This window comes from Methylocystis sp. H4A (genome assembly GCF_015709545.1).
Lineage (GTDB): Bacteria > Pseudomonadota > Alphaproteobacteria > Rhizobiales > Beijerinckiaceae > Methylocystis > Methylocystis silviterrae.
The window spans coordinates 304770-328388 of record NZ_JADNQY010000027.1 but is presented as its reverse complement, the minus strand read 5'-3'; the positions used below and the strand labels follow the sequence as shown (position 1 = coordinate 328388).

The following is a 23619-nucleotide window of genomic DNA, read 5'->3' as shown; positions in this document are numbered from 1 at the left end:
AAACTAGGCCGGCAATAAGGGATACGGACGTGAAAGTCATCGCCAGTTCGATTCGCAAAGGCAATATCATCGAGAGAGATGACGGGCAGCTTTACGTCGTCCTAACCGCCGAAAGTTTTTTTCCCGGCAAGGGCACGCCGACGACGCAGATCGACATGCGCCGCCTCTCGGACGGCGTCAAAACTTCGGACCGCTACAAGACGACCGAACAGGTCGAGCGCGCCTTCGTCGAGGATCAGGATTTCAGCTATCTCTACAATGACGGCGACGGCTATCACTTCATGAATCAGGCGAGCTATGAGCAGATCATCGTGCCCACCGATGTGATCGGCGATCAGGCGCAGTGGCTGCAGGAGGGCATGGTCTGCATCCTGTCGATGTTCAACGGCGTGTCCGTGGGCATTCAGCTGCCGCCGCGCGTGACGCTGGAGATCATCGAGACAGAGCCGGCGATGAAGGGCCAGACCGCATCCTCGTCTTATAAGCCGGCGAAGCTCGCAAATGGCGCGCGCGTCATGGTCCCGCCGCATATTCAGCCGGGCACGCGCGTCGTGATCCAGACCGAAGACGGCGCCTATGTCGAGCGCGCCAAGGATTGAGGGTAATCCAGCCGTCATGCCCGGCCTTGTGCCGGGCATCCACGCCTGAATTACGCGCTGCTTTCGTGGATGGCCGGGACAAGCTCGGCCATGACGGAAACTGACCTGCGCCCCCTACCCCAAAAATTCGCGCAGCTTCTTTTCCGCGCCGGCTTTATCCTTCAGCTCGCATTCCCAGATCGTGAGCGCGCGCCAGCCCTGCGCCGCGAGCGCCGCCTGATGCGCCGCGTCGCGCGCGACGTTCCTGGCGATCTTGGCGCGCCAATAGTCGGCGTTGGCCTTGGGGCTGCGCGCGCCGCGCGGACAGTCATGCCCGTGCCAGAAGCAGCCATGGACGAAGATCGCGCGCTTGGCGCCGATGTAGGCGATGTCGGGAGTGCCGGGAACGTCCTTGCGATGCAGCCGATAGAACGGCGCGAAACGTCTCAACATCGTCCGCACGGCGATTTCGGGAGCGGTGTCGCGCCCCTTCACCGCACGCATGATGGCGGAGCGCTGTTCGCGACTTTCTTTCACGCTCACGCGTAAGACCCCCTCCCCAACCCTCCCCCGCGGCGCTTCGCTTGCGGGAGAGGGAGCAGAGACCGCTCGTCATAAAGGTTGCGGCTGGCGCGGCAGCGCTGATCGCGACGATTCCCTCTCCCGCGAAGCGGGGGAGGGTTAGGGAGGGGGCTCAAGCCGCCTCCCGCTCGATGCGCGTCTTCAGCAACTGCTCTAACAACTGCCCCGCGATATGCCGCACGACTGGAACGACGACGCCGTCGCCCGTCAAATGATAGGCGTCGCTATAGGTCGCGGGGAGCAGATAATCTTCCGGCAGTCCCATCAGCCGCGCCGTCTCGCGCGCCGACATCAGCCGTGAGCGCACCCTGCCCTTGTCGACGACCAGCACATATTGCCGGCTCGAGCCGCCGGCCGGCGTGCGCAGGCAACCGGCGATCTCGTCAAAGCGCGCCTCGGCGCGCTGGACCTTTGCGCCATGCTGATAGCGCGTGCGGCGATAGAGCGTTCCAACCATTTTGCGCCCGGCGCGTTTCGCCTCGGCGATCTTCGCGAGATTGGCGTCGCTCATCATGGCGATGAGCGCATTTGTCTCGGCGATGCTGCGCCACTCCACATCGAGCGGTCTGTCTTCGATCACGTCGAACAGAGTTGTGTTGCGCAGCGGCGGCGCCGGCACATTCCACCAGAGCCAATTGGCGCGAAGCGTTTGCGGCAGGCGCTCATGCGCCGCGACAAGCGCGCGCGTGTGAAACGGCGTGTTTGCACTCTTCCTCATCAACGCAGAAGGAACCGCGACATCCTCCCGCACAGCGATAATGAACAGCCGCGGGCGCGATTGCGGCACGAACAGCGCCGCGTCAATGACCAGCGCGCCAAATCTGTAACGCTCCTTCGCCAGCGCCTCGCAGATTCTTTCAAAATCCTTGCCGCCATGCGAGGTGAGCGCGCCGCAGACATTTTCGAGCACGATGAGCGACGGCGCACGCCCCTCTTGGCGCAGCGCCTTCATCAAATCCCAGAACGGCCAGAACGTCCCGGACCTTTCGCCCTTCAGCCCCGCGCCGGCGCCGGCGAGCGAGAGGTCCTGACAGGGAAATGACGCCCAGACGAGATCGGCGCGCCCAGGCAATTGCGCCGTGGAGATCTCGCGCACGTCGCCGACGTGCAGCTCCTCGCCGCCCCAATTGGCGCGGTAGCTTTCGGCTTTCTTGCGATCGAAGTCATTGGCGAAAAGGCAGCGCCAGCCGTCGCCGAGCCCGGCGCGGGCCATGCCGCCGCCGGCGAAGAATTCATAATAGGCAGGCCGATCGTCCACGCGCGATTCGCTCCGAGTGCAGCGTATCCGCTTGGCGCCGCCGCCGCGACTGAAAAGAAGCGCACGAACCCCTCTCCCGGCTGCTTCGCAGCCACCCTCTCCCGATGAAAGAAGGGTTCTCGCCATTTTTGAAAGAGCCGACGCTACGTCGCGACGACCATCACGTGCACGGTCGGCTTCTTGCCCCAGACGGACCCGACCGCGCCGCGTACGGCGCGCTCGATCGCGGTTGACACGGCGTTGGCGTCGCGGCGGCGCGGACGCGACAGCGCCTCGAAAGCGGCAAAGAGCGCCTCGTCGATGACTTCGCCCATCTCCTCGCCGAATTTGCCGCGTTTCGGCACGCCGGCGAAGACGACGTCCGGATCGCCGACGAGTTCGCCCTTGCGGTCAACCGCGAGCGCGATGGAAATGACGCCGGTGACCGAGAGGCGCACGCGTTCGCGCACGGCGCCGTCGTCTTCGGCGATTACGACGTCGCCGTCCTTCATCAGACGGCCGTGCGGGGCCTTCCCGATGATGCCCGGCGCGCCCGGCGCCAATCGTACGATATCGCCATTACGCGCCGAGACGACCTGGGACACGCCATGCGACTTTGCGAAGGCCGCATGCGCCGTGAGATGATGCGCCTCGCCATGCGCCGGCACCGCGATCTGCGGCCGGATCCACTCGTACATTTGCGTGACTTCGCCGCGCCGCGGATGGCCTGAACAATGCACGAGGTGATCGTGGTCGGTGATGACCTCGACGCCAATGTCGCAGAGAGCGTTGATGACGCGAAAGACGTCGCGCGCATTTCCCGGAATGACGCGCGAAGAGAAGATCACCCGATCGCCCGCGACAAGCTTGATCGCCGGGTGTTCGTTCACCGCCGCCCGCGCCATGGCGGCGCGTGTTTCGCCCTGGCTTCCGGTCGCGATGACGACGGTCTTGTCGCGCGGCAAGGTCGGCAGCAATTCGGGCGCGTGAAATCCGGGCAGTCCGTCAAGATAGCCGCAGTCTCGCGCGACTTGGATGGCGCGATCCATCGCCCTCCCGGCGACGACGACGGTGCGCCCGCAGGCCTGCGCCGCTTCGCCAATGCCGCGCAGCCGCGCGATATTGGACGCGAAGGTGGTGACCAGCACCCGGCCCGGCGCTTCGGCGATCAGCGTGCGCAACGTGCGCGCAACGTCGGCTTCCGAGAAACTGTCGCCCTCGCGCAGGATGTTGGTCGAGTCGCAGATGAGCGCCGTGACGCCCTCGTCGCCAAGCGCGCGGAGCCGCGCCTCGTCAATGCGCGTCCCGACGCCGGGCTGCGGATCGATTTTCCAGTCGCCAGTGTGGAGCAGCAGGCCGAGCGGCGTGCGGATCGCGAGCGCATTCGCTTCCGGAATCGAATGCGCGACGGCGACATATTCGACCTCGAATGGATCGAGATCGAGCTTTGCGCCGGCATGCGTCAGGGAGATGTCGATCTTCGGCGCGCCAGGTTCGTTCAACCGCCGCACTTCAAGGAGACCCGCCGCAAAGGGCGTAGCGAAGACTCGGCATTTGAGCCGCGGCCATAAGGTCGCGAGCCCGCCGATATGATCCTCATGCGCATGGGTGATGCAAATGCCGACGAGATCGCGCGCGATCTTCTCGACGAAGGCGATGTCGGCGAAGACGAGGTCGACGCCGGGCGCCTCCGTCCCGGGAAAGCCCAGGCCGCAGTCGACCATCAGCCATTTGCGCGCTTTTGGCGGCCCGTAGCCGTAGAGCGCCAAGTTCATGCCGATTTCGCCCAAGCCGCCGAGCGGCACGAAGACGAGGTCCGCGTCCGGCGTCGTCATGCGACGCCTCCCGCCGTGGTCCGCCGCGGGCCGAGCGACACGTCGCCCGCCTCGATGACACGCTCGCCGTCACGCGTCGCCAACACAAGCCGGCCGATCGCGTCGATGGTCGCGAGGCGTCCCTCGACTGTCTCAAGCGGAAGCTCAACGCGAATGTGGGCGCCGAGATAGGCGGCGTCCACCAGCCAAGCGTCTCGAATAGGGGCGAAACCCTCGCCGCCGCGCCAAAGATCAAGCGTGTCGAGGAGCGCGTCGGACAGATGCGTAAAGAGCGTCGCGGCGTCTGGCGCGTTCGGCCCGATTGACGCAAGCGCGCGCGCTTCGAAGGGTAGATCGCACGGCGCCTCGGCGCAGTTGACGCCGAGCCCAATGATCGCGACCGAGGCGCGGGGCGCGCGCGCGTCGCCTGTCGGCACGCCGACATTCTCAAGCAGAATTCCGCCGAGCTTGGCGCCATCGAGCAGAAGATCATTCGGCCACTTCAGCGCGAAGCGGCCGGCGCTGCCTATCGCGGCGCGCAGGCCGCGCATCGCCGCGACCCCCGCCACGAAGCCGAGCTGCGGCGCGACGGCGGCTTCGCCAAAATCGCCAAGAACAAGGCTCGCATGAAGATTGCCCGGCGGCGAAATCCATTCGCGTCCCAGACGGCCATGGCCGCGCGTCTGCCGTGCGGCGACCACCCATAAAGGTCCGCGCTCGCCCGCCTCGATCAGACGTCGGGCTTCGTCATTGGTCGAATCGACGCTCTCCAGCGCGAGGAGGCGCACGCCGCGGGCGCGCGCCAATGATCCCAACTCCACGCGCGAATTACCTCCCTAGAAAAGCGACTTCGCCGCCGCCGCCGCCGCATCCATGACTGGGGAGGGATAGACCCAAAAGCCAAGCAGCGCCAGCGTGGAAGCGCCAAGCACCGCGCGCAGCGCCATCGGCGCGCGGTCGAAGGCCGGCGCCGGATCGTCGAAATACATGACCTTAACGACCCGCAGATAATAATAGGCGGCGACCGCGCTCGCCAGGACGCCGATCACCGCGAGGCCAAAGAGGCCAGCGTCGACGGCGGCGAGGAGCACGTAATATTTGGCGAAAAAGCCCGCGAGCGGCGGAACGCCGGCAAGCGAGAACATCAGCATCGCCAGGAAGAAGGCCATCCAGCTATTGGTGCGCGACAGGCCGGCGAGGTCGGAGACGTTCTCGACATATCTGCCTTCGACGCGCATCGCGAGAATGGCGGCGAAGGTCCCGAGCGTCATGATCAGATAGATCGTGAGGTAAATCGCGACGCCGCGCACGCCCGCCTCGTCGCCGGCAGCCAGTCCGATCAGCGCAAAGCCCATATGGCCGATCGAGGAATAGGCCATCAGCCGCTTGATGTTCTCCTGTCCGATGGCCGCGAAAGAGCCGAGCAGCATCGAAGCGATGGCAATGAAGATGATGATCTGGCGCCATTGGTCTTTCACGCCCGGGAAGGCGGTAATGACAATGCGCACGGTGATCGCCACGGCCGCCATTTTGGCGGCCGAAGCGAAGAAGGCGGTGACCGGCGTCGGCGCGCCCTGATAAACGTCGGGCGTCCACATATGGAAGGGCGCCGCCGACATTTTAAAGGCGAGCGCGGCCAGGACGAAGACAAGCCCGAAGATCACGCCGATCGGCGGAGAGGTCGAGACGGCCGCCGCGATGCCGGAGAATGAGATCGTTCCGGCGAAGCCGTAGAGCAGCGACGCGCCGTAAAGCATCATGCCGGAAGAGAGCGCGCCGAGGACGAAATATTTCAGCCCGGCCTCCGACGATCGCCCGTCGTCGCGCGCAAAGGCGGCCATGACATAGAGCGCCAGCGACATCAGTTCGAGGCCGAGATAGAGCGCGATGAGGTTATCGGCCGAAATCAGCAGCAACATGCCGAGCGTCGAGAGAATGATGAGCACCGGATATTCGAATTTTTCGAGTCCGTTGCGTTGCAGCCAGTCGACGGACAGCAGAATCGACACGATCGCGCCGATGAGCGTCAGCGCTTTCATGAAGCGCGAAAACCCGTCGTCGATATAGGCGCCGTCGAAAATGCTCGTGTCCGGCGTGCTCGACAGCGCGATCGCGACCAAGGCGAGGCCCAGAATGCCGACGGCCATTTCGTCGACAAGGCCGAAACCGCGCTCGCCGCGAAAAGCGCCGATGAGGATAAGCGCCATCACGCCGACGGCGAGAATGGTCTCGGGAAGAAAATGATGCGCGAGTTGAACGAAAAAGGGCATCGTCAGCGATCCGTCATTGGCCAGCGGCCGCGAGCTTAACCGCGTCGATGAGCGCCGTATGGGTCTGGATGAGATTGTCGACCGACGCCTGCGTCGCGTTCAGAATGGCCTGCGGCTGCACGCCGTAGTAAATCGTGAGCAGGACAAGCGGCGTGAAGATCGCAATCTCGCGCGGCGTCAGATCGGCGATGTTCTTGAGGCTGGCCTTGTCCAAGACCCCGAAGATCACGCGGCGGTAGAGATAGAGGGCGTACGCCGCAGACAGAACGACGCCGCTCGTCGCGATCAGCGCGACCCAGCTATTCGCCTGGAACGTGCCGGTCAGCGACAGGAATTCGCCGATGAAGCCCGTCGTTCCCGGCAGGCCGACATTGGCCATGGTGAACAGCATGAACACGAAGGCGTAGATCGGCATGCGGTTGACGAGGCCGCCATAGGCGGCGATCTCGCGCGTATGCATGCGGTCGTAGATCACGCCGACGCAAAGGAACAGCGCGCCGGCGACTAAGCCGTGCGAGATCATCTGGAAGATCGCGCCCTGCATGCCTTGAGCATTGAGCGTGAAGAGGCCCATCGTGACGAAGCCCATATGCGCGACGGACGAATAGGCGATGAGTTTCTTGATGTCTTCCTGAACGAGCGCGACGAGCGAAGTGTAGACGATCGCGATCACGGACAGCGCGTAGATGAGCGGCGCGAAATTGGTCGAAGCGTCCGGAAACATCGGCAACGAGAAGCGGATGAAGCCGTAGCCGCCCATCTTCAGGAGAATCGCCGCAAGGATCACGGAGCCGGCCGTCGGCGCCTCGACATGCGCATCAGGCAGCCAGGTATGCACCGGCCACATCGGCATCTTCACCGCGAAGGAGGCGAAGAAGGCGAGCCACAGCCAGGTCTGCATCTCCTTGGGGAAGTCGGTATGCAGCAGCACGGTGATGTCGGTCGTGCCGGCCTTGCCATACATGGCGAGGATCGCGACCAGCATGAGGAGCGAACCGACGAGCGTGTAGAGAAAGAATTTGAAGCTCGCGTAGACGCGCCGCTTGCCGCCCCAGATTCCGATGATGAGAAACATCGGGATGAGGCCGCCCTCGAAGAAGAGATAGAACAGCACGATGTCGAGCGCGCAGAAGACGCCAACCATCAGCGTCTCGAGCACCAGGAAGGCGATCATATATTCCTTCACGCGCTTCTGGATCGAGTCCCAGGAGGCGAGAATGGCGAAGGGCATCAGGAAGGTCGTCAGCAGGACGAAGGGCATCGAAAAGCCGTCGACGCCCATCTTGTAGACAAGGCCCGAGCCGAGCCAGTTTTTCTCCTCGACGAATTGGAACGCCGCGCTTGTCGTGTCGAAGCCGGACCAGATGAAAAGCGACAGCGCGAAGGTCGCAAGCGTCGTCGCGAGCGTCGCCCATCGGATGTTGCGCAGGCTCGCTTCGTCATCGCCTTTCTGCGTCAGCAGGAAGGCGACGCCGACGAGCGGCAGGAAGGTGACGCCGGAGAGAATGCCGAAACCAAACATCAGCGCAGCCCCCCGGCGATAAAGTAAGTGACGACCGCCGCGACGCCGATGAGCATGGCGAAGGCGTAGTGATAGACGTAGCCGGTCTGCAAGCGCACCGCGAGCCTGGCGCCATCGGCGACTCGCGCCGCCACCCCGTCAGGCCCGAGGCCATCGATAATCGCGCCGTCGCCGCCCTTCCAGAACAATCTGCCAAGAGCGAAGGCCGGCCGAACGAACATGAAGTCGTAGAGCTCGTCGAAATACCATTTGTTGAGCAGGAACCGGTAAAGCCGCGGGAAGGTCCTCGCGATCGCCTGAGCGGTTCCCGGCTTCAGCACATAGACATAGAGCGACACGAGGAAGCCCAGAACCATCATCGCGGTCGGCGCATAGCCGGCCCAGGCGGGAATGGCGTGCATCTCGTGCAGGATCTCGTTGTGCGCGCCGGTGAAGAGCGCGCCCTTCCAGAATTCGGCATAGGCGTGACCGGCGAAATCGGGCTCGAACACATAGCCGGCCGCAAGCGCGCCAACGGCGAGCACCGCCAGCGGGATCAGCATCACCAGCGGCGATTCATGCGGCGCGTGGTGGCCATGATCGTCATGCACGTGATCGTCATGGCCGTGAGCATGCGCGTCCTCGCTCGCCGGTTCGTCATGCGAATGATTGACCGCGACGGGATGCGCCGGGCGATGGCCGAAGAAGGTCATGAACACCAGACGCCAGGAATAGTAGGAGGTCAGTCCCGCGGCGACGACGGTCGCGACGAAGCCGATCATCGCCGTTGTGTGGTGTTCGCCGGCGGCGAACGCCGCCTCGATGATGGCGTCCTTGGAGAAGTAGCCTGACGTAAAGGGAAACCCGGTCAGCGCCAGCGTGCCGATCGTCATCATCGCAAAGGTGAAGGGTATGTCCTTGCGCAGCCCGCCCATGTTGCGCATGTCCTGCTCGTGATGCATCGCGTGGATGACCGAGCCCGCGCCCAGAAACAGCAGCGCCTTGAAGAAGGCATGCGTGAAGAGATGAAAGATGCCAAGCGAATAGGCGCCGACGCCTTCGGCGACGAACATATAACCTAGCTGCGAACAGGTCGAATAGGCGATCACGCGCTTGATGTCGTTTTGAACGAGACCGACCGTCGCGGCAAAAAAGGCGGTCACCGCGCCGATGATGGTCACGAATTCGAGAGTCGCGGGCGCATATTCAAAAATCGGCGAAAGGCGCGCCACCATGAAGACGCCGGCCGTCACCATCGTCGCAGCGTGAATGAGCGCCGAGACGGGCGTCGGGCCTTCCATCGCGTCCGGCAGCCAGGTGTGCAGCAGGAATTGCGCCGACTTGCCCATCGCGCCGATGAAGAGCAGGAAGGTGGCGAGCGTCAGCGCGTCGACATCCATGCCGAAGACATGGATCGTCTTGCCGGCAAGCCCCGGGACGGCGGCGAAGACCTCCTCAAAGCCAAGCGACTTCGTCAGCTGGAAGACGAGGAAAATCCCGAGCGCGAAGCCAAAATCGCCGACGCGGTTGACGACAAAGGCCTTGATCGCGGCGGCGTTGGCCGAGGGCTTTTGATACCAGAAGCCGATGAGCAGATAGGACGCGAGACCGACGCCCTCCCAGCCAAAAAACATCTGCACGAGATTGTCGGCCGTCACCAGCATCAGCATGGCGAAGGTGAACAGCGACAGATAAGCGAAGAAGCGCGGGCGATCCGGATCCTCGTGCATGTAGCCGATGGAATAGAGATGCACGAGGCTCGACACCGTGTTGACGACGACGAGCATCACCGCAGTCAGCGTGTCGACCCGCAGCGCCCAATCGACCTTGAGGTCGCCCACGGTCATCCAATTGCCGATGATCGGCGCATAGCCGTGATCGTGTCCGAGCGCGACGTCAAAGAAGACGATCCACGACAGCACGGCGCAGATCATCAAGAAGCCCGTCGTGACCAGCTCCGAGGCGCGCACCCCGATCCAAGGTCCGAGCGCGCCTGCGATCAGAAAGCCGACAAGCGGAAGAAAGACGATGGCGTAAATCATCGCTGGGGTCAGCCCTTCAAGGAATTGATGTCTTCGACGGCGATCGTGCCGCGGTTGCGATAGAAGGTAACGAGAATCGCGAGGCCGATCGCCGCCTCCGCCGCCGCGACGGTCAGCACGAAGAGCGCGAACACCTGACCCGTCAAATCGGCGAGCGACTGCGAGAACGCGACAAAGTTCAGATTGACCGCAAGCAGGATCAGCTCAACCGACATGAGAATGACGATGATGTTCTTGCGGTTGAGGATGATGCCGGCGACGCCGAGCGTGAACAGGACCGCCGCGACGACGAGGTAATGCGTAAGGCCGATGGTCAGCATGGATGTCCTCGTTAGACGCCGGTCCGAAACGGAACTTTCTTGATCTCGATCACATTTTCGCGCGTGCGCGCGTTCTGCTCGTCGATCTTCTGCCGCTTGATATTGGGCTTGTGATGGAGCGTCAGCACGATGGCGCCGATCATGGCGGTGAGCAGCACAAGCGCGGACGCCTGAAAGAAGATCACATATTTCGTATAGAGGATTTGGCCGAGCGCCGCAGTGTTGCTCATTTGCGGAATGATCGGATTGGCGGCGGCATCGGCGGCCGAGGGCGCCGAACTCCATCCGAGCGCAACGAAACCCAATTCCGCGAGGACGACGACGCCGACCCCGACGCCGATAGGAAGATATTTGGCGAAGCCCTGCTTCAGTTCGGCGAAGTCAACGTCGAGCATCATGACGACGAACAGGAACAGCACCGCGACCGCGCCGACATAGACGACGATCAGGATCATCGCCAGAAACTCCGCGCCGGCGAGCAGAAACAGCCCCGCGCCATTGCAGAAGGCGAGGATGAGAAAGAGCACCGAGTGCACCGGATTGCGCGCGAAGATCACGACGCCGGCCGAGGCGATCATGATCGTGGCGAATAGGTAGAAAAATACGGCCTGCACGTTCTTCGTCCTTACTGCGCCGATGCGGCGTGTTCGTTCGCGTCTCTTCGTGTTACCTGTACTGCGCGTCCATCGCGATGTTGCGCGCGATCTCGCGCTCCCAGCGGTCGCCGTTCTCGAGCAGACGCACCTTGTTGTAGTAAAGCTCCTCGCGCGTCTCGACCGAGAATTCCGAATTGGGCCCCTCGACGATGGCGTCGACCGGGCAGGCCTCCTGGCAGTAGCCGCAATAGATGCATTTGACCATGTCGATGTCGTAGCGCGTCGTGCGGCGGGTGCCGTCGTTGCGGCGCGGTCCGGCTTCGATGGTGATCGCCTGCGCTGGACAGATCGCCTCGCAGAGCTTGCAGGCGATGCAGCGCTCCTCGCCATTGGGGTAGCGGCGCAGCGCATGCTCGCCGCGGTAGCGCGGCGACTGCGGATTCTTTTCGTGCGGATAGTTGAGTGTCGCCTTCGGCTTGAAGAAGTAGCGCATCGACAGCAGGAATGCGCCGACGAATTCGGTGAGGAAGAGCGACTTGGCGGCTTGATCGAGTTTCATGACGGCCTCAACTGCCTGCCGGTCCCGCCGGCCAGAACTGCAGCACGGCGGCGACGATGACGACCATGGCGAGGGAGATCGGCAGGAAGACTTTCCAGCCCAGACGCATCAGCTGATCGTAGCGATAGCGCGGCACGAAAGCCTTCACCATGGCGAAGAAGAAGAAAAAGAAGCTCACCTTCAGCGTGAACCAGATCACGCCCGGGACGTAGGTGAACGGCGCGATTTTGATCGGCGGCAGCCAGCCGCCAAAGAACAGGATCGTCAGCAGCGCGCACATGGTGACGATCGCCACATATTCGGCGAGCATGAACAGAACGTAGGGCGTCGCGGAATATTCGATCATGAAGCCGGCGACGAGCTCCGACTCCGCCTCCACGAGATCGAACGGCGGGCGATTGGTCTCGGCGAGCGCCGACACGAAGAAGATGACGAACATCGGGAACAGGCGCAGCCAATACCAGCCGGCCATGCCGTAGGACGTGTCCTGCGCGTGGACGATATCGGTCAGATTGAGCGAGCCGGCGCAGAGCAGCACCGTGATGATGACGAAGCCGATCGAGACTTCATAGGACACCATCTGCGCCGCCGAGCGGAGCGCCGACAGGAACGGATATTTCGAGTTCGACGCCCAGCCGCCCATGATGACGCCATAGACGCCGAGCGAGGACAGCGCGAAAATGTAAAGGATCCCAACATTGATGTCGCCGACCGCCCAGCCGTCGGCGACCGGAATGACGGCCCATGCGGCGATCGAAAGCGTCGCCATGATGAAGGGCGCGAACAGGAAAACGCCCTTGTTGGCGACGTCCGGAATCACCGGCTCCTTGAGCGCGAACTTGAGAAAGTCCGCGAAGCTCTGCAGAAGCCCCCAGGGTCCGACGACATTCGGTCCGCGGCGCAGCTGCACCGCCGCCCAGATTTTGCGGTCCGCGAGGATCACATAGGCCACATAGATCAGCAACGCGACCGCGAGCAAAACGCTCTTCACGAGCGCGAGAACAAGCGGATATGCGATGAAGAAATCCGAAATGGCGCTCGCCCAACCGTCGCTCACGTCCAAAGCTCCTATTCCGCCGCCTGAGCAAGCCGGCCCTGCGCCAGCGCCGAACATTCCGCCATGATCGCCGACGCGCGGGCGATCGGATTTGTGAAGTAGAAGTTTTGGATCGCCGGCGCGAAGGAATCCTTCATCGCCACCGCCGGATGGTTGGCGAGAGCGACGACCTGCGCGGATTCGCCCGGCGCAATCTCATCCACTTCCGCGAAGTGCGGGTGGGACTCGATGAGCAGCCGGCGCAACGCCGCAAGAGAGTCGAAGGGTAGCGGATTGCCGATCGCGCCCGAGAGCGCGCGCAACACCGCCCAATCTTCTCGCGCTTCTCCTGGCGGGAAGACGACGCGGAAGGCGCGCTGCACGCGGCCTTCCGTATTGACGTAAAGCCCGGATTTTTCCGTATAGGCGGCGCCGGGCAGGATCACGTCGGCGCGATGCGCGCCGCGATCGCCATGCGTGCCGATGTAGACCACGAAAGCCCCGGGTTCGATGGCGATTTCATCGGCCCCGAGGTTGAAAATGAGATCGAGCGCGCCGGCCTTCGCCATGGCGCGCGCATCCAACCCGCCCGCGCCCGGCGCGAAGCCGAGATCGAGCGCGCCGACGCGCGCGGCGGCCGTATGCACGACCGAGAAGCCGTTCCAGCCGTCGCCGAGACCGCCGAGTTTCTGCGCGGCCTGAGCGGCGAGCGTGAGCGCCGCCTCGCCGTCGTCACGCGACAGAGCGCCCTGCCCGACGATGACGAGCAGCTTTTCAGCCGGCTTTGCGGAGCGGATGAACTGCAGAAGCGATTCCGGGCCGGCGCCGAGATAGTCATAGTCGTAGGTGAGATCGGCGCGCTCGCCGACAAGCGAGATCTTGAAGTCGCCTCTGAGCCAGCGCTTGCGGAGTCGCGCGTTGAGAACAGGCGCTTCCTTGCGCGGATTGGCGCCGATGATGAGCGCGGCGCCCGCCTGCTCGATCCCCGCGACCGTCGCATTGAAGAGATAAGAGGCCCGGCCGAATTTCGGATCGAGTTTGGCCCCGTCCTGGCGGCAATCGAGATTGGGCGTTCCAAGCTGCTCGGCAAGCAGCTTCAACGCGAAGGTCTCTTCGACCGCGGCGAGATCGCCGACAAGCGCGCCGATGCGCGACGCGGACGTCGCCTTCGTTTTGGCGGCGACGGCGGCGAGCGCCTCCTGCCAGGAGGCCGGACGCAGCCGACCGTTCTCGCGAATATAGGGGCGATCGAGGCGCTGCGTCTTCAGACCGTCGACGATCTGGCGCGCCTTGTCGGAGATCCACTCTTCATTCACGAGGTCGTTGATGCGCGGCAGAATGCGCATGACTTCACGGCCGCGCGAGTCGACGCGGATCGCCGAGCCAAGCGCATCCATGACGTCGATTGTCTCGGTCTTCTGATATTCCCAGGGTCGGCCACGGAAGCTTTGCGGCTTGGGCAGCAGCGCGCCAACCGGACAGAGATCCGCGACATTGCCCTGCAGCTCGGAGGTCATCGCGCTTTCGAGATAGGTGGTGATCTCCATATCTTCGCCGCGGCCGATTGCCCCCATGTCTCCGGTGCCGGCGACCTCCGCCGTGAAGCGGACGCAACGCGTGCAATGGATGCAGCGGTTCATCTCGGTCTTGACCAGGACGCCGATATATTTGTCCTCGACCGCGCGCTTGTTTTCATGAAAACGCGAGCTGTCGACGCCAAACACCAGCGCCTGATCCTGCAGATCGCATTCGCCGCCCTGATCGCAGATCGGGCAATCCAGCGGATGGTTGATCAGCAAGAACTCCATCACCCCTTCGCGCGCCTTCTTCACCATCGGCGATTTGGTGAGCACTTCCGGCGGCGCGCCGTTCGGACCGGGGCGCAAATCCTTCACCGACATGGCGCAGGAGGCCTGCGGCTTCGGCGGCCCGCCCTTCACCTCGACGAGGCACATGCGGCAGTTGCCGGCGATCGACAGGCGCTCGTGATAGCAAAAGCGCGGAATCTCGGCGCCGGCCTGCTCGCAGGCCTGCAGCAGCGTGAACTCTCCCGGCACGTCCACTTCGACGCCATCGACGAGAATCTTGGTCACTTCGCTCTCTCCGAAGTCTCGATAGGTTCGATCATCACTCGGCCGCCACGCGGATCGGATCGGGATGCGGATTGGCCGCATATTGATCGATGCGACGTTCGATCACGTCGCGGAAATGGATGATGAGCCCCTGGATGGGCCAGGCCGCGGCGTCGCCGAGCGCGCAGATCGTGTGGCCTTCGATCTGCTTTGACACATCGAACAGCATGTCGATTTCTTTCTTGTGCGCGCGGCCTTCGACCATGCGCTGCACGACCCGCCACATCCAGCCGGTGCCCTCGCGGCACGGCGTGCACTGGCCACAGCTCTCGTGCTTGTAAAAGTAAGAGAGGCGCGCGATGGCGCGGATGATGTCGGTGGACTTGTCCATGACGATCACCGCCGCCGTGCCAAGGCCGGACTTCAACGCCACCAGGCTGTCGAAATCCATCGGACAGTCGACGATCTCATGCGACGGCACGCAGCGCACCGATGAGCCGCCGGGAATGACCGCGAGCAGATTGTCCCAGCCGCCGCGCACGCCGCCGCAATGGGTCTCGATCAATTCGCGGAACGAGATCGACATCGCCTCTTCGACATTGCACGGCCGATTGACGTGGCCGGAAATCGAAAAGAGCTTGGTGCCGGCGTTGTTGGGTCTGCCGATGCCGGCGAACCAGGCTGCGCCGCGGCGCAGAATCGTCGGCGCGACGGCGATCGACTCGACGTTATTGACCGTCGTCGGGCAGCCATAGAGGCCGACATTGGCCGGGAAAGGCGGCTTTAAGCGCGGCATGCCCTTCTTGCCTTCGAGGCTTTCAAGCAGCGCCGTCTCCTCGCCGCAAATATAAGCGCCCGCGCCGTGATGGACGTAGAGATCGAACGGATAGCCGTGGACGTTGTTCTTGCCGATCAGCCGCGCGTCATAGGCTTCGTCAACGGCTTTCTGGAGCGCGATGCGCTCGGCGATGAACTCGCCCCGAATGTAAATGTAACAGGCATGCGCGCCCATGGCGAAGCTCGCGATGAGCGCGCCTTCGATCAGCGTATGCGGATCGTTGCGCATGATCTCGCGATCCTTGCACGTGCCGGGCTCCGACTCGTCGGCGTTGATGACGAGATAATGCGGCCGCTTGGGATCGATTTCCTTCGGCATGAAGGACCATTTCAGGCCCGTCGAAAACCCGGCGCCGCCGCGCCCGCGTAGACCCGACGCCTTGATCTCATTGATGATCGAGTCGCGGCCCTTGTCGAGCAGCGCCTTGGTGTTGTCCCACTGCCCGCGCGCGCGAGCGCCGGCGAGCGAACGATCGCCGATGCCGTAAAGGTTCGTGAATATGCGATCTGAATCAGCGAGCATCGGCGTTCCCCGCGCTTTCGTCGTGCGCGTCGTTTTGGTTCCGGCGTTCACAAGCTTTCAACTCGGACAACCCCGAGACGTCGGCGCTGTCGAGCGGCGGCGTCTGGACGCCGCCAATGAGGCGCACGAGCGACGCGCCTATGTCGCGCACAGCGTCGACCATCTCGCTGATCGTTTCGGCAATCATGCTCATCGCAACTATTTCCCTTCGCCGTAAAGCGAGGTCAGGCTCGTGAGCTTGCCGACCGGCTCCGAAGAGACGCGTCCGATCTGCGAGCCGGTCTTCACCGGTCGACCCGCGGCGAGATTGTCGAGAAGCTTCTCGAAATTCTCGGCCGTCAGATCCTCGTAATAGTCGTCGTTGATCTGCACCATCGGCGCGTTGCAGCATGCGCCGAGGCACTCGACCTCGAGCCAGGAAAACAGCCCGTCGTCGGTCACGCGCCGCTGAGGGCCCACCCGGCGATGCAGCACGTCAATGATCTCGTCCGAACCGGCGAGCAGGCACGGCGTCGTGCCGCAAAGCTGGATAAAATATTTGCCGACGGGCTCCAGATTGAACATCGAATAGAAGGTTGCGATTTCGAGCACGCGGATCTTCGCCATGCCGAGCGCATCCGCGACTTTTTCGATCGCCGCCTGCGACAACCAATTGTCATGCTGCTTTTGCGCCTGCCACAGCGCCGGCACGACCATCGAAGCCTGGCGGCCATCGGGATATTTGGCGATCTGCTTCTCGAGCCACGCCTTGTTTTCCGGCGTGAACTCGAAGCTCTCTGTCTGTTTTTCGGCGAGACGACGGACGGACATTAGCGATCGACCTCCCCGAACACGATATCGAGCGAACCCAGAATCGCCGAGACGTCGGCGAGCATGTGGTTCTTGCAGAGAAAATCCATGGCGGACAAATGCGCGAAGCCCGGCGCGCGAATCTTGCAGCGATACGGCTTGTCGCCGCCATCGGAGACAAGGTAGACGCCAAATTCGCCCTTGGGCGCCTCGACCGCGGCGTAGACTTCGCCCTGCGGCACGTGGAAGCCTTCGGTGAAGAGCTTGAAGTGATGGATCAAGGCTTCCATCGAGCGCTTCATCTCGCCACGCGAGGGCGGCGTGATCTTGTGATTGGGCGCCATCACCGGGCCGCGGTTTTCGGCGCGCATGAGCTTTTCGACGCATTGTTTCATGATCGAGGTCGACTGCCGCATCTCCTCCATGCGGATCACGGCGCGGTCATAGCAATCGCCATGCTTGCCGACCGGAATTTCGAACTCCATCTCCTCGTAGCATTCGTAGGGCTGCGCCTTGCGCAGATCCCAGGCGGCGCCCGAGCCGCGCACCATCACCCCCGAGAAGCCCCATTTCCAGGCGTCTTCCAGAGAGATGACGCCGATGTCGACGTTGCGCTGCTTGAAGATGCGGTTGCCGATGAAGAGTTCGTCGAGATCTTCGACGACCTTGAGGAACGGGTCGCAAAAGGCGCCGATATCCTCGACAAGCTGGTCGGGCAGGTCGCGCGCCACGCCGCCGGGCCGGAAATAATTGGCGTGCATGCGCGCGCCCGAGGCGCGCTCGTAGAACACCATCAGCTTTTCGCGCTCTTCATAGCCCCACAGCGGCGGGGTGAGCGCGCCGACGTCCATCGCCTGCGAAGTGACGTTGAGCAGATGCGACAAGAGGCGGCCGATTTCGGCGTAAAGAACGCGAATGAGCTGGCCGCGGCGCGGAACGTCGACGCCGAGCAAACGCTCGATGGCGAGGCAGAAGGCGTGCTCCTGGTTCATCGGCGCGCAATAGTCGAGCCGATCGAAATAGGGCACGTTCTGCAGATAGGTGCGCGACTCCATCAGCTTTTCGGTGCCGCGATGCAGGAAGCCCACATGCGGGTCGACGCGCTCGACGACCTCGCCGTCCAACTCCAGAATCAGGCGCAGCACGCCATGCGCCGCCGGATGCTGCGGTCCGAAGTTGATGTTGAAGTTACGTAGGCCCTGCGATTCGGGCTTCGCTGGCGCGGGGGTTTGATCGTTCATCTCGACGCGCTCACTTGCTCGCCTTCTCGTCGCCGGGAAGGTCGTAGTGCACGCCCTCCCACGGCGAAAGGAAATCGAAGTTGCGGTATTCCTGACTGAGCCGCACCGGCTCATAGACGACGCGCTTCTGCTCGTCGTCGTAGCGCACCTCGACGAAGCCCGTCATCGGGAAATCCTTGCGCAGCGGATGACCGTCGAAGCCGTAGTCGGTCATGATGCGGCGCAGATCGGGATGGCCGGAAAAGATCACGCCGAAGAGATCGTAAGTTTCGCGCTCGAACCAGTCCGCGCCGGGATAGAGCGTGACGAGCGAGGCGACAGGCGTTTCTTCCGACGCCGGCGTCTTGATGCGGATACGGCGATTGTATTTGGGCGAGAGCAGATGCGCGACGACCTCAAAGCGCTCGGCCCGCTGCGGGTAATCCGCCGCCGTCACGTCGATGAAGCACACGAAAAGACAGTCGGGGCTGTCGCGCAGATGGGCGGCGACCTCGAGCCAGCGGTCGCGCACGACGGTCAGCGTAAGTTCGCCATAGGCGACCTTCACCTCCGTCACCGCGCCGAGCAAGGCGCCGCTGATTTTAGCGCCGAGAGCTTCCAACTCAGCCGACATTCTAAATTCCTTGGCCTGCCGCTCTTCCCTCGTCCTTCGAGACGGCGACTGCGCCGCCTCCTCAAGATGAGGGAATTGCTTGACCCGACCTCATCCTGAGGAGCCCGCGCAAGCGGGCGTCTCGAAGGACGAGGGCGGACAACTCCTCAATTTCGCGTCGTTAGCGCTCGATCGTGCCCGTGCGCCGGATTTTTTTCTGCAACAGCAGCATGCCGTAGACGAGCGCCTCCGCCGAAGGCGGGCATCCCGGCACATAGATGTCGACCGGAATGATGCGATCGCAGCCGCGCACCACTGAATAGGAATAGTGATAGTAGCCGCCGCCGTTGGCGCAGGAGCCCATCGAGATCACGTAACGCGGCTCCGGCATCTGGTCGTAGACCTTGCGCATCGCCGGCGCCATTTTGTTCGTCAGGGTGCCGGCGATGATGATGCAGTCGGACTGACGCGGGCTCGCGCGCGGCGCAAAACCGAAGCGCTCCAGATCATAGCGCGGCATCGCCGCCTGGATCATCTCGACGGCGCAGCAGGCGAGACCGAACGTCATCCACATCAGCGAGCCGGTGCGCGCCCAATTGATGACGTCGTCCGTGGCGGTGACGAAAAACCCCTTGTCGGCGAGTTCGTCGTTGAGATGCAGAAAGAACGGGTCATCCGAGCCGACAGGCTTGCCGGTGCGCGGATCGATCAGTCCTTTGGCCTGCGGCGCGATCAGAGTCTGGCGCGCGCCTTCCTTCTCGATCAGTCCCATTCCAGAGCTCCCTTGCGCCACTCGTAGACGAAGCCGACGGTGAGCACGCCAAGGAAGGCCATCATCGACCAGAAGCCGAAGGCGCCCGCTTCCTTGAAGGCCACCGCCCAGGGAAAGAGAAAGGCCACTTCAAGATCGAAGACGATGAAAAGCAGAGAGACGAGATAGAAGCGCACGTCGAATTTCATGCGCGCGTCATTGAAGGGGTTGAAGCCGCATTCGTAGGCGGAGAGCTTTTCGGGGTCCGGCGCCTTGAACGCAAGCAGGAAGGGCGCAACGAGCAATGCGCCGGCAATCACGGCCGAAAGGGCGATGAAGATCACCAACGGCAGATATTGTTCGAGCAGCGGCATGAGTCTGGTCCGACTTCGGCGGGGCGAGGGCCGGTCGCGGGAGCGTTTCCTTGGCGTTATTCCTTAGAACGACTCCAGGCCGCGCGTTCCGTAACAAAGGCCATTGTGCAAAGCAAGAGAGGAAGCGCCCCGTCGGCAAATTGGCCGCAGCCTTTTGACGAGGCGCCTCTATATTGCGCGTCGCTCAGTCAGGAGTGGAATGGCGCGACACGGTCGCCGCGGCGTCGAACTCCTGAAAGCGCGCGGACCGTCTGGCCATCGCTTCGGCGTCTTCGCCCCAGGCGCGCATCTGCCAGTCTTCGTCAACGTTGGCCGCCTCCCAAGCCTTGCCGGCGTCTATTTCGTGTCGGGCGGCTGCTAGCGCAAGGACCGCGGAGCCTGATAGCGTCGTCATGACGTGCACCGCCGCGAGCCTGAGCGGCGCGCCGGCGCCCTCCCCCACATAATCGCGCACGGCGCGCGCAAACGCGTCGAGCGCCTCCTGCGGCTGTTCGATGAACATGACGCCTTCGGCGAGCGCGAGCTTGGCGCCGAGCGTGTCGCGCGCGAAGGCGACGAGCGGGTCCCAGGCCGCCGACTGAGCAGCCGCGAGGCTCTCCGGCTGGCCGGCGCGGTAGCAGATGAGGTCGGAGGCGGCATATTTGGCGACATCGGCTTCGACCTCGGCCATTTGCGCCGCCACGCCGTCGAGCGCGGTGTTCATAAGCTTGGTGAGCGGCATCGTCGCCGGATTGATCGTCTCGCCCTGCTTGGCCCATTCGGCGGCGATCGCTTCCGCCAGTGGCTGTGACGGCGCGACCAGTGGACGCCTTGCCGGCGTGTTGACCGGCCGACGGTCAAGGAAAATCCCGTAGCCGCCCTCGGCGGGCGCCGCGACAGCCTCCTTGTAGAAGCGCTTTGGCAAGGGACGCGCCGGTTCGCGCGCGGCCTTTACCGGATCGCGCTCCTCCGGCGAGACGAAAAAATCGGCGTCGAGGCCGGTCGGCTCCTTTGACATTTGTCATCCTTGCCAAGAGGCGCCTAAGGAAACGCCGCCCGCCGAGCTTTTCCCGGCCCCTTACGCGTCCGGCGCGTCCTCGATCGGATCATGACGCTTCACGTCGAAGCCGAAGAGTTCCCAGCTCTGCTGCATATGATCGGGCAGCGGCGCGGTCACGTCCAGCGTTCCGCCCCTTGGATGTGGCAGGACGAGCCGGCGGGCGAGGAGGTGGAGCTTGCGCTCGAGCCCCTCCGGCACCGCGCGCAGAGGATCACGACGGCGGACCTCGTCCTCCGGGCGATGGCCATATTTGGGGTCGCCGAAGATCGGGTGGCCGATCGCCTCCGCATGCGCGCGCAACTGATGCGTGCGTCCGGTGAGCGGCTTCATCGACAGCCAGGCGCAGCGCGGCGCGACCTTGTCGACGATCGCGTAATAGGTCAGCGAATGCTGCGCCTCGGCCTCGCCATGTTTGGCGACGCGCATTTTCTCGAGGTCTCTTGCGCCGCCTCTGGATTTTTCCATGCCGGCGCCTTTCGCCAGATAAAGCGAAATTCGGCCCTGCACGGGCTTCGGCACGCCTTCGACAAGCGCCCAATAGATCTTCTTTGCCTGCCGGGAGCGGAAAATCTCGCCGAGGTCGGCGGCCATCCGCCGGTTCTTGGCGACGAGCAGCACGCCGGAGGTGTCGCGGTCGAGGCGATGCACCAGCACGGGCCGCGTATCGCCCTTGGCAAGCGATTCCAGCATCCCGTCAATATGCCGCGTCTGACCTGAGCCGCCCTGCGTCGCCAGCCCATAGGGCTTGTTGAGGACGAGCACATCCTTGTCCTCGAACAGCGTCATGTCGGCGAGCGCCAGCGCGTCCTTCGGGTCGGCGCGCTTCACCGCCGGCGCCGTGGGCGCCTCGATCTTCAAAGGCGGCACCCGAATCTTTTGGCCTTCTTCGAGCCGCGTCGAGGTTTCGACGCGCTTGCCGTCGACCCGCACCTCGCCCTTGCGGCAGATTTTAGCGAGATGGGACAAAGCGAGCCCGGGATAACGTCGCTTGAACCAGCGATCGAGGCGCATCCCCGCCTCGTCCTCGGTGACGAGGGCGGTGGAGACGCCGCCCGCGGCGGCGGGCGGCTGCGAATCTGGACTGAGGGACATGGCCGCCTTATCCGCCAAAGCCGCCTCTGTGTCGATCACGATAGGGCGGCGCCGCTCGGCAATCCAGGCGCCACACAAAGCCGCACCCGCTCCGCCAAGGCTTGAAGCGCGCTGTTTCAGGCGCCTATGATGCCGAAGGATTTTAGGCGCATCGGCGGCGGAGCGCTTCACAAATGAATAATCTGACGACGCGCTCGAACCCCAGCGCGCCATTCGAAAAACGACCCCTGCTCAGGCCTCGCTGGCTGTATCCCGTCGCAACCGCTTCGGTCGTGGGGATATTTTTCGCGTTCTTCGCTTCAGGCGTTTACTGGCCGCAGTCGCTGGTCGTCGACCTTGGCGGCATAAATGCAGACCTCATTCCCGAAGGCGTTTCGCTCGAGGCGGGAGATCCGGCGCCCGAAGGCGATTCGCTTGACGATCCCTTGCCGATCGAAACGGCCTCCCTCACCGAGGAGGGGATGGACGAACTGATCTTTGACGAGCCGCCGCCGCCGCTGATCATGGAGCCCGATGCGGCGCCGACGCCCGCCAAAAAACAAAAGGCCGAGAAGAAAGAGAAGGTCGAGAAGCCGAAGAAGGTCGAACAAAAGGCCCGTGAGCGCCGAGAGGCCGTAAACGATGGCCGAGGCGCGGCTGAGAACGCCCGGCGCTACGGGCGACCCGGAGGCTCCGGCCAAGGGTCGGGATCGGCGCGCGTCGCCGGCCGTTTCGGATTGCCGGGAGGCAGCGGCGACGTTTCGGGCGCTTCGCAGGCGACCTGTCTTGCTCAAATCTACGCTTCAATTCGCGGACATACGCCCGCCGTGACGAGCCTTGGCCCCGGAACGGTCAATGTCACCTTCTATGTGAATTCCGGCGGCGGCATCTCAAGCATTTCCGCGTCTGGCGGAAGCCCCGCGCATGCGGCGCTGGCGCGGCGCATCGTCGCCTCTTCGCGCGGGCCAGGCAGCTGCGGAGCCGTGTTCGCGCGGCAGGGAATCACGTTTCAATAAGACTTAGGGCTTCACGAGCCTCAGGAGAGCGTTGCAATGGATTTTGCGCCCATGTCGCTTGCGCCCATGTCGCCCCTCGGCATGTTCCTTTATGCCGGACCTGTCAGTAAACTGGTCATGGCGCTGCTTCTCGCCGCGGCGGTCTGGACCTGGGTGCTCATCATCGACGGCGTCTTTGTTCTGCGGCGTCTCTCGAAGGCGCTGGATCGCGTGCGCGCCGGCGGCGACATTGGCGTCCTTTGGCCGATCGCCGAGGCCGCGCGCGAAGCGTCGCAAGCCGAATTGCCCAACGAAACCATTCATCAAAAGCGCGAACGAATCTTGCAGCACATGAACCGCGCCGCGCGCGAATTCATGCTCGACGCCGAAGGCGGGCTCCCGGTTCTGGCCATCGTCGCCTCGGCGGGACCCTTTGTCGGCCTATTCGGGACGGTTTGGGGCATTATGTCGAGCTTCTCGGGGATCGCGCAGACTCAAGACACGAGTCTTGCGGTCGTCGCCCCCGGCATCGCGGATGCGCTCGCCGCGACGGCCTATGGACTCGCCGCCGCCATTCCGGCCGCGATCGGCTATAACCGCATGGGCATGGCGTTCGGCGGTCTCAAAGAGAGAATGAGCCGCTACATCCTGACCTATGCGACGTCGATCGCTTAGAGCAGGTTCCGAAAAGGTTGACGGACTTTTTCGATGAGAACCTGCTCCAACATTTCGATTGTGAGCGATTCCTTATCGATCACATGATTCCATGTGATCGGGAAACACTCTAGCGGCGGAGACGC

At 63.4% G+C, this 23619-nt stretch carries 24 protein-coding genes; 3 read left to right on the top strand and 21 right to left on the bottom strand.

Annotated features, from left to right (window positions below; genetic code table 11):
* Positions 1–29 precede the first annotated feature (29 nt).
* Positions 30–599 (top strand): elongation factor P, encoded by a 570-nt coding sequence (gene efp, locus IYW40_RS16235; RefSeq protein WP_196401331.1) that lies wholly within the window; start codon positions 30–32, stop codon positions 597–599.
* A gap of 114 nt (positions 600–713) precedes the next feature.
* Here the strand turns inward: efp and IYW40_RS16230 are convergent, their stop codons facing one another.
* The 21 genes from IYW40_RS16230 to IYW40_RS16130 form a co-directional block, all read right to left on the bottom strand.
* Complete coding sequence (locus tag IYW40_RS16230; protein WP_196401330.1) at positions 714–1121, bottom strand: very short patch repair endonuclease; 408 nt, start codon at positions 1119–1121, stop codon at positions 714–716.
* Positions 1122–1272: 151 nt separating this feature from the next.
* Entirely contained in the window at positions 1273–2418 is a 1146-nt protein-coding gene (locus IYW40_RS16225; protein ID WP_196401329.1) for a DNA cytosine methyltransferase, read from the bottom strand.
* Positions 2419–2561: 143 nt separating this feature from the next.
* A complete protein-coding gene (locus IYW40_RS16220) occupies positions 2562–4232 on the bottom strand; it encodes a ribonuclease J (protein WP_196401328.1) in 1671 nt (556 codons plus the stop codon).
* A complete protein-coding gene (locus tag IYW40_RS16215; protein WP_210327320.1) occupies positions 4229–5017 on the bottom strand; it encodes a biotin--[acetyl-CoA-carboxylase] ligase in 789 nt (262 codons plus the stop codon). The genes IYW40_RS16220 and IYW40_RS16215 overlap by 4 nt, the downstream gene beginning before the upstream one ends.
* A gap of 30 nt (positions 5018–5047) precedes the next feature.
* On the bottom strand, positions 5048–6481 hold the full coding sequence (nuoN, locus tag IYW40_RS16210; protein WP_196401326.1) for an NADH-quinone oxidoreductase subunit NuoN: 1434 nt from the start codon (positions 6479–6481) through the stop codon (positions 5048–5050).
* A 13-nt stretch (positions 6482–6494) separates the two neighbouring features.
* Complete coding sequence (locus IYW40_RS16205) at positions 6495–8003, bottom strand: NADH-quinone oxidoreductase subunit M (RefSeq protein WP_196401325.1); 1509 nt, start codon at positions 8001–8003, stop codon at positions 6495–6497.
* Positions 8003–10024, bottom strand: coding sequence for an NADH-quinone oxidoreductase subunit L (gene nuoL / locus IYW40_RS16200; protein WP_196401324.1), 2022 nt, complete (start codon positions 10022–10024; stop codon positions 8003–8005). The genes IYW40_RS16205 and nuoL overlap by 1 nt, the downstream gene beginning before the upstream one ends.
* An 8-nt stretch (positions 10025–10032) precedes the next feature.
* Positions 10033–10341 (bottom strand): NADH-quinone oxidoreductase subunit NuoK, encoded by a 309-nt coding sequence (gene nuoK / locus IYW40_RS16195; protein WP_026222741.1) that lies wholly within the window; start codon positions 10339–10341, stop codon positions 10033–10035.
* Positions 10342–10355: 14 nt separating this feature from the next.
* Positions 10356–10958 (bottom strand): NADH-quinone oxidoreductase subunit J, encoded by a 603-nt coding sequence (locus IYW40_RS16190; RefSeq protein ID WP_196401323.1) that lies wholly within the window; start codon positions 10956–10958, stop codon positions 10356–10358.
* A gap of 52 nt (positions 10959–11010) precedes the next feature.
* On the bottom strand, positions 11011–11499 hold the full coding sequence (nuoI, locus tag IYW40_RS16185; protein ID WP_175093235.1) for an NADH-quinone oxidoreductase subunit NuoI: 489 nt from the start codon (positions 11497–11499) through the stop codon (positions 11011–11013).
* Between the two features lie 7 nt (positions 11500–11506).
* Positions 11507–12532, bottom strand: coding sequence for an NADH-quinone oxidoreductase subunit NuoH (gene nuoH / locus IYW40_RS16180; RefSeq protein WP_196401434.1), 1026 nt, complete (start codon positions 12530–12532; stop codon positions 11507–11509).
* 35 nt (positions 12533–12567) lie between these two features.
* Positions 12568–14628: an NADH-quinone oxidoreductase subunit NuoG gene (gene nuoG / locus IYW40_RS16175; RefSeq protein ID WP_196401322.1), complete on the bottom strand. Its 2061-nt coding sequence runs from the start codon at positions 14626–14628 to the stop codon at positions 12568–12570.
* A gap of 34 nt (positions 14629–14662) precedes the next feature.
* Positions 14663–15967 (bottom strand): NADH-quinone oxidoreductase subunit NuoF, encoded by a 1305-nt coding sequence (gene nuoF, locus IYW40_RS16170; protein ID WP_196401321.1) that lies wholly within the window; start codon positions 15965–15967, stop codon positions 14663–14665.
* On the bottom strand, positions 15957–16160 hold the full coding sequence (locus IYW40_RS16165) for a hypothetical protein (protein WP_196401320.1): 204 nt from the start codon (positions 16158–16160) through the stop codon (positions 15957–15959). Before IYW40_RS16165 ends, nuoF begins: the two co-directional genes overlap by 11 nt.
* A gap of 5 nt (positions 16161–16165) precedes the next feature.
* The gene (gene nuoE / locus IYW40_RS16160) at positions 16166–16777 is read right to left on the bottom strand and encodes an NADH-quinone oxidoreductase subunit NuoE (protein WP_196401319.1); all 612 of its coding nucleotides are present in this window, start codon (positions 16775–16777) and stop codon (positions 16166–16168) included.
* Positions 16777–17997: an NADH-quinone oxidoreductase subunit D gene (locus IYW40_RS16155; RefSeq protein ID WP_196401318.1), complete on the bottom strand. Its 1221-nt coding sequence runs from the start codon at positions 17995–17997 to the stop codon at positions 16777–16779. Before IYW40_RS16155 ends, nuoE begins: the two co-directional genes overlap by 1 nt.
* Before the next feature lie 10 nt (positions 17998–18007).
* Positions 18008–18610, bottom strand: coding sequence for an NADH-quinone oxidoreductase subunit C (locus tag IYW40_RS16150; RefSeq protein WP_175093229.1), 603 nt, complete (start codon positions 18608–18610; stop codon positions 18008–18010).
* 160 nt (positions 18611–18770) lie between these two features.
* On the bottom strand, positions 18771–19361 hold the full coding sequence (locus tag IYW40_RS16145) for an NADH-quinone oxidoreductase subunit B (protein ID WP_123177181.1): 591 nt from the start codon (positions 19359–19361) through the stop codon (positions 18771–18773).
* Positions 19352–19714 (bottom strand): NADH-quinone oxidoreductase subunit A, encoded by a 363-nt coding sequence (locus tag IYW40_RS16140; protein WP_014891230.1) that lies wholly within the window; start codon positions 19712–19714, stop codon positions 19352–19354. Before IYW40_RS16140 ends, IYW40_RS16145 begins: the two co-directional genes overlap by 10 nt.
* Positions 19715–19898: 184 nt before the next feature.
* Positions 19899–20711 (bottom strand): ATP12 family protein, encoded by an 813-nt coding sequence (locus tag IYW40_RS16135; protein ID WP_196401317.1) that lies wholly within the window; start codon positions 20709–20711, stop codon positions 19899–19901.
* A gap of 60 nt (positions 20712–20771) precedes the next feature.
* On the bottom strand, positions 20772–21845 hold the full coding sequence (locus IYW40_RS16130; RefSeq protein ID WP_196401316.1) for an RluA family pseudouridine synthase: 1074 nt from the start codon (positions 21843–21845) through the stop codon (positions 20772–20774).
* A gap of 173 nt (positions 21846–22018) precedes the next feature.
* On the opposite strand from IYW40_RS16130, the gene IYW40_RS16125 reads away from it, so the two are divergent.
* Positions 22019–22840, top strand: coding sequence for a hypothetical protein (locus tag IYW40_RS16125; protein ID WP_196401315.1), 822 nt, complete (start codon positions 22019–22021; stop codon positions 22838–22840).
* A gap of 36 nt (positions 22841–22876) precedes the next feature.
* On the top strand, positions 22877–23494 hold the full coding sequence (locus IYW40_RS16120) for a MotA/TolQ/ExbB proton channel family protein (protein ID WP_196401314.1): 618 nt from the start codon (positions 22877–22879) through the stop codon (positions 23492–23494).
* Positions 23495–23619: the final 125 nt, after the last annotated feature.

Excerpts from the sequence above, each read along its gene's own strand:
- IYW40_RS16220 (WP_196401328.1), bottom strand. The coding sequence starts at position 4,232 with ATGACGACGCCGGACGCGGACCTCGTCTTCGTGCCGCTCGGCGGCTTG.
- nuoN (WP_196401326.1), bottom strand. The coding sequence starts at position 6,481 with ATGCCCTTTTTCGTTCAACTCGCGCATCATTTTCTTCCCGAGACCATT.
- IYW40_RS16205 (WP_196401325.1), bottom strand. The coding sequence starts at position 8,003 with ATGTTTGGTTTCGGCATTCTCTCCGGCGTCACCTTCCTGCCGCTCGTC.
- nuoL (WP_196401324.1), bottom strand. The coding sequence starts at position 10,024 with ATGATTTACGCCATCGTCTTTCTTCCGCTTGTCGGCTTTCTGATCGCA.
- nuoI (WP_175093235.1), bottom strand. The coding sequence starts at position 11,499 with ATGAAACTCGATCAAGCCGCCAAGTCGCTCTTCCTCACCGAATTCGTC.
- nuoF (WP_196401321.1), bottom strand. The coding sequence starts at position 15,967 with ATGCTCGCTGATTCAGATCGCATATTCACGAACCTTTACGGCATCGGC.
- IYW40_RS16165 (WP_196401320.1), bottom strand. The coding sequence starts at position 16,160 with ATGAGCATGATTGCCGAAACGATCAGCGAGATGGTCGACGCTGTGCGC.
- nuoE (WP_196401319.1), bottom strand. The coding sequence starts at position 16,777 with ATGTCCGTCCGTCGTCTCGCCGAAAAACAGACAGAGAGCTTCGAGTTC.
- IYW40_RS16155 (WP_196401318.1), bottom strand. The coding sequence starts at position 17,997 with ATGAACGATCAAACCCCCGCGCCAGCGAAGCCCGAATCGCAGGGCCTA.
- IYW40_RS16150 (WP_175093229.1), bottom strand. The coding sequence starts at position 18,610 with ATGTCGGCTGAGTTGGAAGCTCTCGGCGCTAAAATCAGCGGCGCCTTG.
- IYW40_RS16145 (WP_123177181.1), bottom strand. The coding sequence starts at position 19,361 with ATGGGACTGATCGAGAAGGAAGGCGCGCGCCAGACTCTGATCGCGCCG.
- IYW40_RS16140 (WP_014891230.1), bottom strand. The coding sequence starts at position 19,714 with ATGCCGCTGCTCGAACAATATCTGCCGTTGGTGATCTTCATCGCCCTT.
- IYW40_RS16135 (WP_196401317.1), bottom strand. The coding sequence starts at position 20,711 with ATGTCAAAGGAGCCGACCGGCCTCGACGCCGATTTTTTCGTCTCGCCG.
- IYW40_RS16130 (WP_196401316.1), bottom strand. The coding sequence starts at position 21,845 with ATGTCCCTCAGTCCAGATTCGCAGCCGCCCGCCGCCGCGGGCGGCGTC.
- IYW40_RS16125 (WP_196401315.1), top strand. The coding sequence starts at position 22,019 with ATGAATAATCTGACGACGCGCTCGAACCCCAGCGCGCCATTCGAAAAA.
- IYW40_RS16120 (WP_196401314.1), top strand. The coding sequence starts at position 22,877 with ATGGATTTTGCGCCCATGTCGCTTGCGCCCATGTCGCCCCTCGGCATG.